General features: G+C 66.2%; 14 protein-coding genes and 2 pseudogenes. 6 read left to right on the forward strand and 10 right to left on the reverse strand.

What is annotated here, in order from left to right; genetic code table 11:
* Positions 1-295: 295 nt before the first annotated feature.
* The 8 genes and pseudogenes from DQ353_RS11220 to pyrE form a co-directional block, all read right to left on the reverse strand.
* Positions 296-1,192, reverse strand: coding sequence for an urease accessory protein UreD (locus tag DQ353_RS11220; RefSeq protein WP_220094007.1), 897 nt, complete (start codon positions 1,190-1,192; stop codon positions 296-298).
* 5 nt (positions 1,193-1,197) lie between these two features.
* Positions 1,198-1,812, reverse strand: a complete 615-nt coding sequence (gene ureG, locus DQ353_RS11225; RefSeq protein WP_113762843.1) for an urease accessory protein UreG — start codon at positions 1,810-1,812, stop codon at positions 1,198-1,200.
* A 48-nt stretch (positions 1,813-1,860) separates the two neighbouring features.
* Complete coding sequence (locus DQ353_RS11230; protein WP_113762844.1) at positions 1,861-2,562, reverse strand: urease accessory protein UreF; 702 nt, start codon at positions 2,560-2,562, stop codon at positions 1,861-1,863.
* Complete coding sequence (gene ureE, locus DQ353_RS11235; protein ID WP_113762845.1) at positions 2,543-3,016, reverse strand: urease accessory protein UreE; 474 nt, start codon at positions 3,014-3,016, stop codon at positions 2,543-2,545. The genes DQ353_RS11230 and ureE overlap by 20 nt, the downstream gene beginning before the upstream one ends.
* A 28-nt stretch (positions 3,017-3,044) precedes the next feature.
* Positions 3,045-4,757: an urease subunit alpha gene (gene ureC / locus DQ353_RS11240; protein WP_113762846.1), complete on the reverse strand. Its 1,713-nt coding sequence runs from the start codon at positions 4,755-4,757 to the stop codon at positions 3,045-3,047.
* Positions 4,758-5,026: 269 nt separating this feature from the next.
* A pseudogene (locus DQ353_RS22285) lies at positions 5,027-5,329 on the reverse strand (urease subunit beta); the annotation flags it as partial.
* An 18-nt stretch (positions 5,330-5,347) separates the two neighbouring features.
* The gene (locus tag DQ353_RS11250) at positions 5,348-5,650 is read right to left on the reverse strand and encodes an urease subunit gamma (RefSeq protein ID WP_113762848.1); all 303 of its coding nucleotides are present in this window, start codon (positions 5,648-5,650) and stop codon (positions 5,348-5,350) included.
* A 301-nt stretch (positions 5,651-5,951) separates the two neighbouring features.
* A complete protein-coding gene (gene pyrE, locus DQ353_RS11255; RefSeq protein WP_113762849.1) occupies positions 5,952-6,509 on the reverse strand; it encodes an orotate phosphoribosyltransferase in 558 nt (185 codons plus the stop codon).
* Between the two features lie 152 nt (positions 6,510-6,661).
* On the opposite strand from pyrE, the gene DQ353_RS11260 reads away from it, so the two are divergent.
* Genes DQ353_RS11260 through DQ353_RS11270 form a run of 3 tightly spaced genes read left to right on the forward strand, consistent with a single transcriptional unit; the run spans position 6,662 to position 8,708 of the window.
* Positions 6,662-7,114 carry a MarR family winged helix-turn-helix transcriptional regulator gene (locus DQ353_RS11260; RefSeq protein WP_113762850.1) on the forward strand — a complete coding sequence of 151 codons (453 nt, stop codon included), beginning with the start codon at positions 6,662-6,664 and terminating at the stop codon, positions 7,112-7,114.
* A 47-nt stretch (positions 7,115-7,161) separates the two neighbouring features.
* On the forward strand, positions 7,162-7,986 hold the full coding sequence (gene nadE / locus DQ353_RS11265) for an NAD(+) synthase (RefSeq protein ID WP_113762851.1): 825 nt from the start codon (positions 7,162-7,164) through the stop codon (positions 7,984-7,986).
* Positions 7,987-8,018: 32 nt separating this feature from the next.
* Positions 8,019-8,708 (forward strand): peptidyl-tRNA hydrolase, encoded by a 690-nt coding sequence (locus DQ353_RS11270; RefSeq protein ID WP_286166770.1) that lies wholly within the window; start codon positions 8,019-8,021, stop codon positions 8,706-8,708.
* Here the strand turns inward: DQ353_RS11270 and DQ353_RS11275 are convergent.
* A pseudogene (locus tag DQ353_RS11275) lies at positions 8,695-9,837 on the reverse strand (acyl-CoA dehydrogenase family protein). The gene DQ353_RS11270 and the pseudogene DQ353_RS11275 sit on opposite strands and share 14 nt — an antisense overlap.
* Positions 9,838-10,065: 228 nt before the next feature.
* Here DQ353_RS11275 and DQ353_RS11280 point away from each other — a divergent pair.
* From DQ353_RS11280 to DQ353_RS11290, 3 genes are all read left to right on the forward strand, one after another.
* Entirely contained in the window at positions 10,066-11,781 is a 1,716-nt protein-coding gene (locus DQ353_RS11280; protein WP_113762853.1) for an AMP-binding protein, read from the forward strand.
* Positions 11,782-11,833: 52 nt separating this feature from the next.
* Positions 11,834-12,358: a MarR family winged helix-turn-helix transcriptional regulator gene (locus tag DQ353_RS11285; protein WP_113762916.1), complete on the forward strand. Its 525-nt coding sequence runs from the start codon at positions 11,834-11,836 to the stop codon at positions 12,356-12,358.
* Positions 12,359-12,561: 203 nt separating this feature from the next.
* Positions 12,562-15,450: an exo-alpha-sialidase gene (locus tag DQ353_RS11290; RefSeq protein WP_286166771.1), complete on the forward strand. Its 2,889-nt coding sequence runs from the start codon at positions 12,562-12,564 to the stop codon at positions 15,448-15,450.
* 87 nt (positions 15,451-15,537) lie between these two features.
* Here the strand turns inward: DQ353_RS11290 and DQ353_RS11295 are convergent, their stop codons facing one another.
* Positions 15,538-16,266 (reverse strand): ABC transporter ATP-binding protein, encoded by a 729-nt coding sequence (locus DQ353_RS11295; RefSeq protein ID WP_113762854.1) that lies wholly within the window; start codon positions 16,264-16,266, stop codon positions 15,538-15,540.
* Positions 16,267-16,300: the final 34 nt, after the last annotated feature.

Genomic DNA, 16,300 nt, shown 5'->3' on the forward strand with positions numbered 1-16,300 from the left:
AACCCTGGCCAGCGAGGACCTCGGCCCCCTCGGATGCCCGGGCCCCGGGAATATTCCTCATTTGGAATTTGATGCCGGGACCGTGCGGGGCATCCGGAAGCGAGAAACCCGGCACGGTTTCAGGACCGCCGCCCGTGTACTCGGCACGACCAAACTTGGGGGCGTGCCGGGCACAGGGGTCGGTCGGCCGACTCGAACCCCTCTGCGCGGCGGGTCGACAAAAATCGTGCTCCCCGCACAAGCCCCCCTCGGCCCGGGTGCCGGGCTGCCGGCGTTGGCGCGTGGGGCGCCTGCCCTAGTACTTGCGCAAGTTCAGCGGTTTTTGGTCCCTCAGGTGGTGGCGAAGCTCGTCAACGAGGGCCATCAGGACCGCGTTGATGGCCTCGGTGGAGTTCGACAGCGCCCGCACCGCGACGCCCGGGCCCGGCACCTGGCTGATGCCCAGGTGCACCGGTGTGCGCTGCGCTTCGCCGATGCGGTAGGCCAGCTCGCGGATGCGTTCGACGTCCGGCGCCCCGATCTTCGCATCGATCGCCAGCAGCATGCCCACGTGCGTGTAGTCCTGCAGGAAAAGCAGCGAATCCAGCGAGTCCTCCCCGGGCCTCACCAGCAGGTTGTCCAGCACCGCCAGGCGCCCGTCCACGGAGACCTCGGTGCGCAGGCGCACCTCGTCGTAGCGGAAGAGCTTTCCGTCCGGGCTCCACCCGGGGGTGAGCACCTCGCAGAACAGCAGGCTGGAGTCCTCGTGCATGTCAACGCTCGTGAACTGCCGGTAGCTGGCACCGCGGTAGGCGATGAGCTGGTCGGGCACGTATTCGAGGACCGCGCCGGCGCCCAGGCGCACCACCATGTCCTGGCGGGCAAAGGTGCCGGGGGTCTTGTAGACCTTGGTCGCCGACTGGGTGGTCAGCAGCAGCGAGGTGTCCTCGTCCACCGAGACCTCGATGCCGTAGTTGTCCCCGCCCAGGTACCCGCCCCCGGGGTTCACGATGGTGTAGCAGACCTGGGCGGTGTCGTCGAGGTAGTGCGGGCGCAGGATCCGCAGCGCGCCCTGGTGGTACTGCCGGGTGGCGATGGCCTTGCCCGCCCGGGTGCCCACCTGCAGGCGCAGCTCGCCGACGAGCTTGGTTCCCGCAAAGGGCGAGGGGCCCAGCTCCCGGATCGCCGGCTGCCCTGCCTTGGTCGGTGCCATTGCCCCTAGCCCAAATCCAGCATCAGCACCTCGTGCTTGAGCCAGTCGATGACGGTATCCAGGCCCTCGTCGGTCTTGAGGTTGGTGAAGCAGAACGGCTTGTCCCCGCGGAATTCCTTGGAGTCGCGTTCCATCACCGACAGGTCGGCGCCCACGTAGGGTGCCAGGTCCATCTTGTTGATGACAAACAAGTCCGACTTGATCATGCCTTGGCCGGCCTTGCGCGGGATCTTCTCGCCCTGGGCCACGTCGATGATGTAGATGGAGAAGTCAACGAGTTCCGGGGAGAACGTGGCCGAGAGGTTGTCTCCCCCGGATTCGACGAAGATGATCTGCAGATCGGGGTGCTTGGCCTTGAGTTCATCGATGGCCGCGGAGTTCATCGAGGTGTCCTCGCGGATGGCGGTGTGCGGGCAGCCGCCGGTCTCGATGCCGATGATCCTATCCAGCGGCAGCACGCCGTTGGCCGCCAGGATCTTGGCGTCCTCGATGGTGTAGATGTCGTTGGTGATCGCTGCCATCGACACCTCGTCGTTCAGCCGCCGGGTGATCCGCTCGATGAGCTGGGTCTTGCCCGCTCCCACGGGCCCGCCGATGCCAATGCAAATCGGTTCCATCATGCACTTCCTTACTGTCGTGGGTTTCTCGCGCCGCTTGTCCCTGTCCGGTTAGGACATGAACATGCGGGCGCGCAGGTGTTCGTGGCGCATCTGCGCTATTTCCAGGCCCGGTGCCGCCGCGCCCAGGTCTTCCTCGTCGAGGGTGAAGATCGTTTCCACGGCCGTCAGCACCGGGGCATGCATGGCCCGCAGCACCCGTTGCCCGGCGTTCTGCCCAATGGGGATCCCGCGGATCGCGTTCTGCGTCAGCGAGGTGATGGTGGAGAACAGGTAGGCGGCCACGGTATCCGCGCAGGGGGCGCCGGCACCTTTCGCGCCCAGGGCGAAGGCGATGCCCGGGTGCCCGGAGCATTCCCCGGATTCCACCTGCAGGCGGTACGCCTCCAGCTCGGGCGTGGGGAAGACGCTGGTGGCCACATGCAGCATGCGCGCACCCATCTTCACCCCGGCCTCGCGGATCTGCCGCGGCACCGCCGCGGCAGTCACCAGCGCATCGATGCGCGCCAGCCCTTCTCCCCCGGCGGCCTCGTGGGCCAGGCGCACGGTGAGCCCGTCGGTGTAGGCCAGCGACTGGGACAGGAACTTTTCAAGCCACAGCGTGAAGCTGGCCTCGTCGTGCACGGCCTGGGTGGACAGGTAGCTTTCCAGGCCCATGGAGTGGCTGAACGCCCCGGTGGGCAGCGCCGAGTCGGTCAGTTGCAGCAGCGTGAGCAGGTGCCCCGCCGCCTTCCTAGTGGGTGTGTTCGGCATGGCGGAACGGCACCGGCATCACGCGTTCCTGGCGCTGGTACGGGGTGTGGTGGTGCTTGAGGAAGTCCTCCACGGTGTGGTCGTACTGCACCACCATCACCGCCGTGCCGTAGTCGGAATCCGCGTCGAAGAACTGGGCCTGCAGGTGCCGGTTGCCCAGCGCATGCGCGACCTGTCCCATCTCGAAGATGGATCCCGGGGCAATGACCAGGACGTCGGTGGGCAGCACCGAGATCGTGATGATCTCCTTCTCGTTTCGGAAGAGGATGTCCCCGTCGGCAAGGTCGGGTCCCGGGGCCAGGCGGATGCCCAGCTCCCGGCCGTGGTCGGTGGTGACGCGCTGGATGCGCTTGACCAGGGCCGAAGAGGGCAGCACGACTTTTTCCTCGTGCAGCTTCGCCAGCTCGGCCTCGGGAACATCTTTCTTGTTTCCCGTCAGCTGCTCGATGATCATGAAACTCCTTGTGGTTCTCGCCGTCGGTTTAGAAGAGGAAGTAGCGCTGGGCCATGGGCAGCACGCTGGAGGGCTCGCAGGTGGCCAGCACTCCGTCGACCCGTACCTGGTAGGTCTGCGGGTCGACCTGGATGTCCGGGGTTTCCCCGTTGAACTTCAGGTCGGCCTTTTTCAGCGTGCGGATCCCGTGCACCGGGCGGATGACCTTGCGCAGCCGCAGGCGCTCGGGCACGCCCTCCTCGATGGCGGCCTGGGACAGGAAGGTGATCGAGGAGTGGTGCACCGCGGTGCCCAGCGCGCCGAAGTTGGTGCGCAGCGTGCGCGGCTGCGGGGTGGGGATCGATCCGTTGGCATCTCCCATGAGCGACTGCACGATCAGCCCGCCCTTGATCACCATGTCAGGCTTCACGCCGAAGAACGCCGGGTCCCAGAGCACCAGGTCGGCGAACTTGCCTTCCTCGATGCTGCCCACCGAGTCCGCAATGCCGTGGGCGATGGCCGGATTGATGGTGTACTTCGCCACGTAGCGCTTGAGCCGGAAGTTGTCGCCGATTTCCAGGTCCTCGGGCAGTTTGCCGCGCTGGCGCTTCATGGCGTCGGCGACCTGCCAGGTGCGCGTGACGACCTCGCCGATGCGGCCCATGGCCTGGGAGTCGGAGGAGGTGATGGAGAAGACGCCCATGTCGTGCAGGACGTCCTCGGCCGCAATGGTCTCGGCGCGGATGCGCGAGTCGGCGAACGCCACGTCCTCGGGGATGTCGGCGTTGAGGTGGTGGGCGACCATGAGCATGTCCAGGTGCTCGTCCACGGTGTTGATCGTATACGGCAGCGTGGGGTTGGTGGAGGCCGGCAGCACGTTGGGCTGGCCCGCCATGCGGATGATGTCCGGGGCGTGCCCGCCGCCTGCACCCTCGGTGTGGAAGGTGTGGATGACCCGGCCGTCGATGGCCGCGATGGTGTCTTCCACGAAGCCGCACTCGTTCAGGGTGTCGGCGTGGATGGCGACCTGCACGTCGAACTCGTCGGCGATCTTCAGCGACTCGTCGATCGAGGAGTAGGTGGAACCCCAGTCCTCGTGGATCTTCAGGCCGATGGCACCGGCGCGGATCTGCTCGGCCAGCGGGGCGCGGGCGCTGGCGTGCCCCTTGCCCAGGAAGCCGATGTTCATCGGCAGGTTTTCCACGGCCTGCAGCATCCGGGCGATGTGCCACGGGCCGGGGGTCACGGTGGTGGCCTTGGATGCGTCGGAAGGTCCGGCGCCGCCGCCGATCATGGTGGTGATGCCCGAGCCCAGGGCCACGGGGACCTGGTCGGGGCTCACGAAGTGCACGTGGGTGTCGATGGCCCCGGCGGTGAGGATCTTGTGTTCCCCGGCGATGATGTCCGTCGCGGTGCCGATGGTGATGTTGACCCCGTCGGTGATGTCCGGGTTGCCGGCCTTGCCGATCTTGAAGATGTGCCCGTCGCGCAGGGCCACGTCGGCCTTGTAGATGCCGGTGTAGTCCAGCACCACCACGTTGGTGATGACGGTGTCGGGGATGTCCTGGTCGCGGGTCAGCTGGCCGTTCTGGCCCATGCCGTCACGGATGACCTTGCCGCCGCCGAAGACCACTTCGTCGCCGTAGTTGGTGTAGTCGTGCTCGATCTCGGCCAGCAGCTCGGTGTCGGCCAGGCGAATGGCGTCCCCGGTGGTGGGCCCGTACATTTCCGCATAGTGCTTGCGGCTCATCTCGAAACTCATGCCTGGTCCTCCTCCTGCGTGTCGTTCTTCGAAGCTGCCTCGGCTTCCGCCTTTTCGCTTTCCTCGGTGGCTCGCCGGACCTCGTCGGGGTGCGGCGGCAGGGATTCATCCACGGGGTCCACGCCGAAGTCGGTGTGGAAGCCGACCGATTCGCGCCCAAGGTTGGGCAGGTCGATGTCGTAGTCGGAGACCAGTTCGGCCTCGGTGACCGGGTTGATGCCGGCGGAACCGCCGATGGCCTCGGTTTCCACCACGGGGATGGTTTCGCCCAGCGGACCGTTCACGCGGTTCTGGAAACCGTAGACATGGCGGCGGCCGGCGAATTCGACCAGGTGCACGGTGCGTGCATCCCCTGGTTCGAAGCGCACCGCGGTGCCCGCGGGGATGTCCAGGCGGAAGCCTCGTGCGGCAACCCGATCCAGGTCCAGCTGCGGGTTGACCTCGGCAAAGTGATAGTGCGATCCAACCTGGATGGGGCGGTCCCCGTGGTTGACCAGGTTCAGGATTCGGGTTTCGAGCTCCGAATTGCAGAGCACGGGCTCGTCACGCAGGATGTATTCTCCCGGCTTCATGATCTTCTCTCCCTTGGCCTAGCGAATCGGATTGTGGACGGTGACCAGCTTGGTTCCGTCGGGGAAGGTCGCTTCGACCTGCACATCGGAAATCATGTCGGCGACCCCCTCCATGACCTGCTCGCGGGTCAAGATGGTGGTTCCGTAGCTCATCAGATCGGCCACCGTGCGCCCGTCCCGGGCACCTTCAATGAGTTCGTAGGTAATGATGGCGACGGACTCCGGATGGTTGAGCAGCAATCCGCGGGCCTGGCGGCGGCGCGCCAGATCGGCGGCAACAACCACCATGAGTTTTTCGTGCTCACGCGGGGTCAAATGCATCTAGGGCTCCAGTTCTCAACAGCGGTAATAATAAACGCCACCCGTTATCTTCAACCGGCGGGTAGATGCGCCGGGAGGTCCGTGGATATCGCAAGAATAGCAGAAGAAAACCGGCAATCAGCCGCCGATTCGGGCGGCGCGCCAGCACCGTGGTCCACCCGTGGTTTCCCGTTCGGGGACGGCAGCCCCGCCAAGCCGTCCAATCCGGTGCCGACCTCGGTATGAAACACGCGTCCCGCGGTTTCCACCCTTGGTGAAACCCGCGGGACGCGTGGCTTTGGCCTGGCGGCCCGGACGGGGTCTAGAGCCCCAGCTCGTCCTTGCCGAAGGCAAAGAGGTACGGCACCCCGGCCTCGGCCTCGATGCGCTCCTTGGAGCCGGTGTCGCGGTCAACGATCACTGCCACGGCAACGACGTTGCCGCCGGCCTTGCGGACCCCCTCGACGGCGGCCAGCGCGGAGCCGCCGGTGGTCGAGGTGTCTTCCAGGACCACGACGTTGCGGCCTTCGACCGAGGGCCCCTCGACCTGGCGGCCCATGCCGTAGGACTTCTGTGCCTTGCGCACCACAAACGCGTCGATCGCACGTCCGTTGTGTCCGGCGGCGTGCATCAGTGCGGTGCCCACCGGGTCGGCGCCCATGGTCAGGCCGCCGGCATTGGTGAAGTCGATGCCTGCCTCGTCGAGCATTTCGAGCATGACCGTGCCGACCAGCGGCGCGGCCTCGTGGTGCAGGGTGATGCGGCGAAGATCGATGTAGTAGTCGGCCTCCTTGCCGGAGGAAAGGATGACCTTGCCGTGGACCACGGCGAGTTCCTTGATGAGTTCGAGCAGGCGTGCGCGGGCAGCAGTGTTGGTCATGGACCCAATTCTAGTTTGGAGTTCGGCCCTCCGGCGTTCGCCATGCCCGCAGGTCCCCTAGGGCCGTGATGACCATGCCGCGGCCCGTCCGGACCGCCGGTGCCGCGAGCGTGCTACAGACAGGCAGGTGGTCCCGGGGTTAGGGTGGGGACATGACCGATTCTCGCCCTTTGGGTTACTGGCTTAAATTGGTTGACTCGCTCATTTCCGAGCAGTTCGCCAACTCCCTCGAAGAGCACGGCGTCACGCGCCGCCAATGGCAATTACTCAATGTCCTCTCACTGGGGCCGGCCACCGGCGGGGAGCTCACCGCGGCGCTCGCCCCGTTCTTCGGCGAGGCCCAGGCCGAGGACGAACCGACCAGCCCGTCCGAGCATCTGGCGGAGCTGGTGGAGTCGGGCTGGATTGCCGAGGAAGGGCACACCTTCACGCTCACCGAGCGCGGAGCGGTGTCGCTGGATCGGCTGACCGAGATCGTCGACGAGATGCGCGAGGAGTCCAGCGCGGGGATCACCTCCGAGGAATACTCCACCACCGTCGACTCCCTGAAGAAGATGGCCGTCAACCTCGGATGGGACCCCGACAAGCCTCCAGCCGACGTCTAGGGCAAGGCTCCCGAGGTCTCGTCCCGGGGACGGGATAGGCTTGGGACATGCGCGAACTACAGGCCGTCATCATCAAGGAAATGGGTGTCAAGCCCCGGATCGATCCCGCCGCGGAGGTCCGTGCCCGCATTGATTTCCTCAAGGAGTACCTCGTTGCCACGCACACCAACGGGTTTGTGCTGGGCATTTCCGGAGGGCTGGACTCCACCCTGGCCGGGCGCCTGGCCCAGCTCGCTGCCGAGGAATTGCGCGCGGCGGGAACCGAGGCCAGGTTCGTGGCCGTCCGTCTTCCCTATGGCACCCAACTCGACGAGGACGATGCCCAGGCCGCCCTGGATTTCGTGGCCGCCGATGTGGAGCGGACCTTCAACGTCAAGGCAGGAGTCGATGGTCTCGAGTCGGCCTTCCACAAGGCCGTGGGCACCCCCACCTCCGATTTCAACAAGGGCAACATCAAGGCGCGCATGCGCATGATCGCCCAGTACACCCTCGCCGGCGAGGACAACCTGCTGGTCATCGGCACCGACCACGGTGCCGAATCGGTCACCGGGTTCTTCACCAAGTTCGGGGATGGCGGAGCGGACCTCCTGCCGCTGTTCGGACTGAACAAGCGCCAGAACCGCGAGCTGCTGCGGCATCTGGGCTCGCCCAGGCAATTGTGGGAGAAGGTCCCCACCGCCGACCTGCTCGACGGGCAGCCGCTGCGCACCGACGAGGACGAGCTGGGCATCACCTACGATCACATCGACGACTACCTTGAGGGTCGCGAGATCCCCCAGGACGCGGCGAAGAACCTCGAGTCCAAGTTCCTGCGCTCGCGCCACAAGCGCACCACCCCTGTCACCATCTTTGACACATGGTGGAAGAGCTAGGCCGTCCCTTGACTTCGCAAAGGATCGAGCCAGTGGAAAACACCGTGAACGACCCGGCATCGAGCCCCGACCCCGGCGCCGGGGAATTTCCGGAGCCGACCGGCGAGCTGGTCCAGCCCATCATCTTGCTGGTGGACCGCGAGGAACCCTGCCCGGAGGACGAGGGCATTGCCGTTGCGGCATTGGCCTCGGTCAACGCGCTGCTGGCCAACCCGAGACACCCGTATTGGCGGCCGTGGGCGCAGGGCGCCTTTGCCAAGAGCGTCCGCCGGGCCGATGCCAAGATGTTTGCCAAGGTTGCCGGGGAGTTCCCGGAGCACGTGCTGGCCGAGGTCGGGTCCGCACGGGCCATGGGATTTGCCCCGATGCAGGCCGACTCGCTGCCCAAGCGCCTGGCCAAGCTGCAGGTCTCCGGAACCACGCTGCCGCCGGGCGAGCCCATGGAATCCACGACGGTGCGCATTGCGCTGAACGATTCGCTGGGGATGAGCACCGGGAAGGCCGCCGCACAGGCAGCCCATGCCCTGTTCGCTTGGGTCCTGGAGGGAAACCCGGCGGAACTTGATGCGTGGCGGGCGTCCGGGTGCCCGCTGTCGATCCAGCGGCTGGATTCCAAGGCCTTCCGGAAGAACGCCCGCGCGGCCAGCGGACCGGTGATCCATGATGCCGGGCGCACCGAGATCACCCCGGGTTCGGCAACCGCCTTCGTCAGTGTGGATTGACGAAGGCCGAGTGCCCGGTGACGGCCCGGCCGACAATCAATGAATTGATCTCGTAGGTTCCTTCATAGGTGTAGAGGATCTCCACGTCCCCGAAGAGCTTGGCCATCTCGTAGTCGCTGGTCACGCCGTTGCCTCCCAAAAGGGCGCGGCCCTTGGCGGCCGATTCGCGGGCCAGGCGGGTGGTGGTCGACTTCGCCATGGCGGCCTGGACCATTTCAAGTTGTCCGGTTTCCTGGATCCTGGCCACGTCCGCCATGAGGGACAGGCTGGCCATGGCGTTGCCCAAGATCTCCGCCAGCGGGAGCTGCACCAGCTGGAACCCGGCAATGGGCGATCCGAATTGGTTGCGCGCCAGCGCATAGTCGCGCGCGATGTCGAAGATCCCCAGTTGCACGCCGGCCGCCTGCCATCCGACCCAGGCGCGCGAATGCTAGAGCAGTTCGTTGGCGGCAGCAAAGTTCCTGGCACCGGGAAGCCGGTTGCTTTCGGGCACCCGCACCGAGTCCAGCTTGATGTCGGCGTTCTGCATGATCCGCAGGCCGATCTTGTTGCTGATCTTGATGGTGCTGAACCCGGGGCGGTCCGATTCGACGATGAAGGCCTTGATCTCGTTGTCGGTGGTGTCGCGGGCCCAGACCAGGGAGAAATCGGCCATGGTGGCCGCACCGATCCAGCGCTTGGCGCCGCTGATGACCCATTCATCGCCCTCGCGGGTGGCGGTGGTGGACAGTCCCCCGGCGATGTCGGAGCCGTGGCCGGGTTCGGTCAGGGCGAAGGCGCCCAGCGCGGTGAAGCGGGCCAGGGCGGGCAACCATCTCGTTTTTTGCTCCACCGAACCCAGTTCCTGGATCATGCCGACGATCAATTCGTTGTGGATGCCGATCAGTGCCGAGAGTGAAACATCCGCGCGGGCGGCCTCGACGTACACGAGTCCCTTGAACAGTTCGCTGCTGTCTTCCAGTTCGATTCCCCCGAGGCCGTGGGCTGCCATTTCACCCAGAAGGTGGTGCGGGAATTCCTCGCGGTTCCAGTAGCCGAGGGATTCGGGGCGGACCCGTTCCTGCAGGAACGTGCGGATGCCCCGCAAGCGGGTTCGTTCGCCAGGTTCCAGCAGCTGCCAAACGTGCATCAGGTCCACGTCGGGAAACGGCAGCTCCTTGGCACATGGCTCGCGGCCGGCTTCGGTGAATGACGCGTGGGTCTCGCTCAGTGGCATGAGAGGGGTGGCTCCTTGTCCGGTGAAATGTTTGGCTCGGTGTTTGCAAGCCCTTCCAAGCCCTTGGATATCAAAGTATATTTGCAAGTGATCCGAATCACTAGGTCTTCCTACTAATTGGGGGCCGACGAAAGGACGGCAATGACCGTAACCGAAGAATTCCGTGCGGCACGCGATCGGCTCCTGGAACTGCGCACCGACTACGCCGGCGCCCTGGCCCGGTTCCGATGGCCGGAATTCACCGAGTTCAACTTCGGTCTCGACTGGTTCGATGCGGTCGCCAAGGATCCCGCCCGCGCCGGGACCAATGCCCTGGTCATTGTCGAGAAGGATGGCTCCTCGACCCGCCGCACCTGGGCCGAGCTGTCGTCTCGCTCCGGCCAGGTCGCCAACTGGATGCGCTCGATCGGGATGAAGCGCGGCGAAAAGATGATCGTCATGCTCGGGAACCGCGTGGAGCTCTGGGAAATCATGCTCGCAGGCATCAAGCTCGGCATGGTCATGATCCCCACCACCACGCAAATGACGCCCGCGGACCTGCAGGACCGGGTCGATCGGGGCGAGGCACGCTGGGCACTGGCCGGAACCGGGGACACCCAAAAATTCGACAAGCTGACCGGAGACTTCACGGTCATCCACGTCGACGGCAACGCACCGACCGGTGCCCTCGACTACACCGAAGGCGCCGGCCACCCGACGGAATTCGTTCCAGAGGTTCCCACCAAGGCCGACGAAACCCTGCTGCTGTATTTCACCTCCGGCACCACCTCCAAGGCCAAGCTGGTCGAGCACACCCACACCTCCTACCCGGTCGGGCACCTGAGCACGATGTTTTGGATCGGGCTGGAGCCAGGGGACGTGCACCTGAATGTCGCATCCCCGGGCTGGGCCAAGCACGCGTGGAGCAACTTCTTCGCCCCCTGGATCGCCGAGGCCACCGTCTTCCTCTACAACTACGACCGCTTCGATGCCAAGGCGCTCATGGCCCAGATGGACGCCGAATCCGTCACGAGCTTCTGCGCGCCGCCCACGGTGTGGCGCCTGCTCATCCAGGCCGACCTCACGGCGCTGAAGGCCCCTCCCGCCAAGCTCGTCTCGGCCGGCGAACCGCTGAACGCCGAGGTCATCGACCAGGTCAACCGCGCCTGGGGGCAAACGATCCGCGACGGTTTCGGGCAAACCGAGACCACCGTGCAGATCGCCAACCCACCGGGGCTTCCCATCAAGATCGGTGCCATGGGCCGCCCCATGCCCGGCTACAACGTGGTTCTTCTCGACCCGGCCACCGGCGCGGCCGGACGCGAGGGGGAAATCTGCCTTCGACTGGATCCGCGCCCGCCGGGGCTGATGAAGTCGTACTACGGGGATGCGGAAAAGACCGTGGACGCCTTCCGGGACGGCGTTTACCACACCGGGGACATGGCCGAGATGGACGAGCAGGGCGTCATCACCTATGTGGGGCGCGGCGATGACGTATTCAAGTCCAGCGACTACAGGCTCAGTCCCTTTGAGCTCGAGTCGGTGCTGATCCAGCACCCCGCGGTGGCCGAGGCAGCGGTGGTCCCGTCCCCCGATGCGCTGCGGCTCTCCGTCCCCAAGGCCTTCATTGTTGCCGCCGAGGGATACGCGCCCTCGGCGGAACTGGCGGAAAGCATCCTGCGCCATTGCCGGGAAAACCTGGCGCCCTACAAGCGGATCCGCCGCCTGGAATTCGCCGATCTTCCCAAGACCATCTCCGGGAAGATCCGCCGGGTGGAGCTGCGGCGCAACGAAGTGGCGCGCCACGAAGGCTCCGTCGGCCTTGAGGCCCAGGGCATCGAGTACCGCGACGACGACTTCCCGTCCCTGAAATCCTGATCCCCACGTGGGCTTGGATATGCTGGGGCACGAGTTCTATCCGGAGGGAAAATTGAGCCAGCCACTATCGCGCGACCCGATCCTGGAAGCGCAACGCAATTGGGAACGCCACGGGTGGCAGGACGTCGCCGAGCCCATGGCGGCGATCACCGCCCTGATGCGGACGCAACAGATCCTTTTGCAGCGCGCCGAAACGGTGCTCAAGCCCTTCGGACTCACCTTCGCCCGCTACGAGATGCTCGCCCTGCTCAGCTTCACCCGCGACGGTGCGCTGGCCATGAACAGGGCCAGCGCACTGCTCCAGGTCCATGCCACCTCCGTGACCAACGCCGTGGACCGCCTGGAACGCGCCGGGCTGGTGGCCCGCACCAAGCACCCCACCGACAAGCGCACCACGCTCGTCGCCCTGTCCCCGCAGGGCCGCCAGCTGGCCGCGGCCGCAACGAAGGAACTGAACGCCAAGGTCTTCGCGGACTCCGGCTTTTCGGACCGGGACATCTCCACCTTGATCAGGATCTTCTCCAAGTTCCGCCGGGATGCCGGGGACTTTGCGCCGGAGGATCCGGCGCAGCCGTAGCGCAACGGCCGCGGAGTGCGGCGCGAACATCCACCGCGTGGGCGGGCGGCCCGGTCCCCTCGGCGGCACGCAGCGACGCACCGGGAAACGTCACATTCACACAAATCGGTGATCGCCATCACATAATTTACGTAGGACATCCTACGTCGTATGTCCTGATCGAATCAGCCCCCATGATTCTGTGTGAAAGGAATCCGCACACCATGACATATTCCCCCCACCGTCCACGCACACGCCGGAAGGCCGCTTGGCTCGGCTCGCTGGCCGCGCTGAGCATGATCCTCCCGACCGCCATGGCAGGTGCCGCGTTCGGCGCCACCGCCATTCCCGGCGCCGACCCCACCGCCGCACCGGGCAGCTTCAGCGAACAGAACCTCGCTGCCGACCGGACCGAAAACAACTGGTTCTACCGCATCCCGGCCCTGGCGCACCTGGGCGACGGCGTCGTGCTGGCTTCTTGGGACGCCCGTCCGGGAAGCTCGGCCGATGCGCCGAACCCCAACACCGTCGTGCAGCGCCGCAGCACCGACAACGGCAAGACCTTCGGTCCGCTGACCACCATCGCCGCGGGCCACCTTGCCGATGCCAGCGGACCCAGGTTCGGCTATTCCGACCCCAGCTATGTGGTCGATGCCGAATCCGGGAAGGTCTTCAATTTCTTCGTCTACTCGAAGGACCAGGGTTTCCACGGCAGCGCCTGGGGCAACGACGACGCCAACCGCCAGGTCATCAGCGCCGCGGTCGTCGAATCAACCGACGGCGGCCTCACCTGGAGCGAACCGCGGTTGATCACCGACGTCGTCAAGCCGGGCTCCGGCTCCACCCCGATCCCCGGAGCCGTGCGCAGCATGTTCGCCACCTCCGGCGAAGGCATCCAGCTCATCCGCGGTGCCCACTCGGGCCGGCTCATCCAGCAATACACGGGCGATGTGCAGCAGGCCAACGGCTCGCGAACCTACCAGTCCTACTCCGTGTACTCGGACGACCACGGCGCCACCTGGCAGCGCGGTCAATTCACCGGCAGCGCCATGGACGAAAACAAGGTCGTGGAACTCTCCGACGGCCGCGTCATGCTCAACTCCCGCGACTCGGCCAACGGAGGCTACCGCAAGGTCGCCATCTCCGAGAACGGCGGCGAAAGCTACTCGGAGGTCAAGCAGGACAGGAACCTGCCCGATCCCACCAACAACGCCCACATCACCCAGTTGGTCCCGGGTGCCGAGGCAGGCAGCACGGACGCCAAGAAGCTGCTTTACACCGGGGCCAACTCGCAGACCGGACGCGAAAACGTCTCGGCCCGCGTCTCCTGCGACGACGGCGCCAGCTGGCCCGGCCTGCGCACCATCCGCCACGGGTTCTCCGCCTACTCCTCGGCCACGGCGCTGGCCGACGGCAGGTTCGGCGTGCTCTACGAGGGCAACTACACCGACTCCATGCCGTTCGCGTCCTTCGACGAGGAATGGCTCAACTACGTCTGCGCACCGCAGGCATCCGAAGACTTCACCGCCGACGCCGATGCCACGCACAGGCTTTCGGTGACCATCACCAACCAGGAAGAAACCGCGCTGAGCGGCTCGCTCCAGTTGGCCGCCAGCAACCGCTTTGCCTCCAACACCGTCGAGGTCGCCGACCTTCCGGCCGGTGAATCGCGCACCGTCGACCTCGAGGTCAAGGTTCCCGCCACGGCCAACGGCAAGTACCTGCTGCAAACCGTCTTCACCGCCGCCGACGGCACCGAGGCCCAGGGCAACGTCCGCGCCACGATCAGTGGCAAGGAAGTCACCGGCCTGGAAATTGAGGGCTTCCGCGCCGACTCCGACCGCGACCTCGCCGCAGACCCGTACGCCACCGGCGACGCGGTGCCATACTCCTTCAAGGTCACCAGCGCCTCGAGCATCGCCCAGTGGGTGGTGCCCACCGAGGGCAACTTCACCCCGTTCGCGGCCAAGCCCGTGGGCGAGGCCAGCCCGGCCGGCAACTGCCGCTACGGCAGTCTGGCCGCCGGAGCCTCCTACACCTGCACCACCCCGCGCCACACGGTGGGTGCCGCGGAGCTCGCCGACGGTTTCTTCACCCCGCTCACCACGTGGACCTCCGGGCGCATCGGCGCCTTCCACGACGTGGTCAACAGCTACGAGATCGTTGGCGACGAGGTCGACCTGCTGGCACGGGCGCCCAAGCTCGAGGCCGCTGCAGGGGCAGCCGAGCTGCAGGACCTCGACGCCGACGGCCACGCCTCGGTGGGCGACACCGTCACCCACGTCGTCACGCTGAAGAACACCGGCAACGTCAGGCTCACCGCCCTGGCGGGCGAGGATTCCGTGGCCGGGGAGCTCGCCGTGGGCGCCGGTGTCCAGGCCGCGACCACGCGCACCGTCACTGCCGAGGACCTGGCCGCCGGCAAGCTGGCCGAACGCACCCTCGCGTTCACTGCGGCCAACGGCGCCACCGCACTGGAGGCCAGCGCCACCTTGGGCGGGATCGAACTGGTCCAGGCACCCAATGAGAGCGCGACCAGCGCGCCGGCCAAGGCCGTCCTCTCCCACGACAACGGCCGGACCGGCGGCCTGGCCGACGGCGACTACCGGGTCACCATGGACCTGCCGTGGGGAACCAACGCCACCAGCTTCACACTGTACGAAAACGACGTGGCGATCTCCACGCAACAACTCGCGGCAAACACCCCGGAGTCCCAGCAGGCCGTCGTCTCGGTGACCGGCAAACCCGACGGCACCTACCGCTACCGCGGGGAGCTGGCCAACGCGGCGGGAACCACCAAGACCGCCACGCTGGTCGTGAAGGTCCGGGACGCCAACCCGGAGACCCCGGCCATCAGCCTCGAAGGGAAGAAGTTCGCCGACTCCTACACCGTCCACACCAACCTATGGCAGGGCACCAACGCCACCGGATACACCCTGCAAGAAAACGGCACCGTGGTCGACACGCAGGAGCTGATGGCCGCCGGCCCGGGAGCCCAGAAGGCCGCAACCTCGTTCACCGGCAAGGCCCCGGGCACCTACAGGTACATCGCGAAGCTGGCCAACGCGGCCGGCTCCACGGAATCCAAGGTCCTCGTGGTCACCGTCAAGTAGCCACCGCGCAGCAACGGTCAACAGCCCGGTGCCCCACCGCCGTTCTTCGGCAAGGGGGCACCGGGCTGTTTGCCTTGGAGGAGGTTTCTAGGCGGGTATGAGCTCGGAGGCACCCAGCACTCCGTCGCGCATGGTGGCCACCGAGTCGGTGAGCGAGATGAATTCCGTGTCGTGCGTGACCATGACCGTCGCAACCGAGAACTCGCGGGTCACCTCGGCCAGCAGCCGCACGATCGATTCGCTGCGTGCATGGTCCAGCGCCGCGGTGGGCTCGTCGACCAGCAGCACCTTCGGGGAGCCCATCAGGGCACGGGCAATGTTCACGCGCTGGCGCTGTCCGCCGGACAGCTGGTGCGGGCGTTTCTTGGCGCTGTCTTCCAGCCCCACGACCTGAAGCAGTTCCAGGGCGCGGGCCTTGGCGGGCTTCAGCGGCTTGCCGCGCAGGTGGTCGGAGATCATCAGCTGCTCGACCGCAGTCAGCGAGGCCAGCAGGTTGGGCTGCTGGAAGATGATGCCCACCTTCTCGCGCCGCAGCGTGGTCATTTCCGTGTCGTTCAGGTCGCTGGCGGTGGTGCCGTCGATGATGACCAGCCCGCTGGTGGGACGGATCAGGGTTGCCGCGACGGCCAGCAGCGAGGACTTGCCGGATCCCGACGGGCCGATCAGCGAGAGCATCTGCCCGGCGCCCACACCCAGGTTCACCGAGTCCAGTGCCTTGATGGTGCCCTGGCCGTCCGGGTATTCCAGGGTCAGGTCGATCAGTTGCAGGGGCATGTTGGTGGTTGTGGCACGCCGGGTTGGTTCTGGGGTGGTCATGGGATTCCTTTGCACGAAAGATTCAGGGGAAACG

This window comes from Arthrobacter sp. AQ5-05, assembly GCF_003287975.1.
Classification (GTDB): Bacteria; Actinomycetota; Actinomycetes; order Actinomycetales; family Micrococcaceae; genus Paeniglutamicibacter.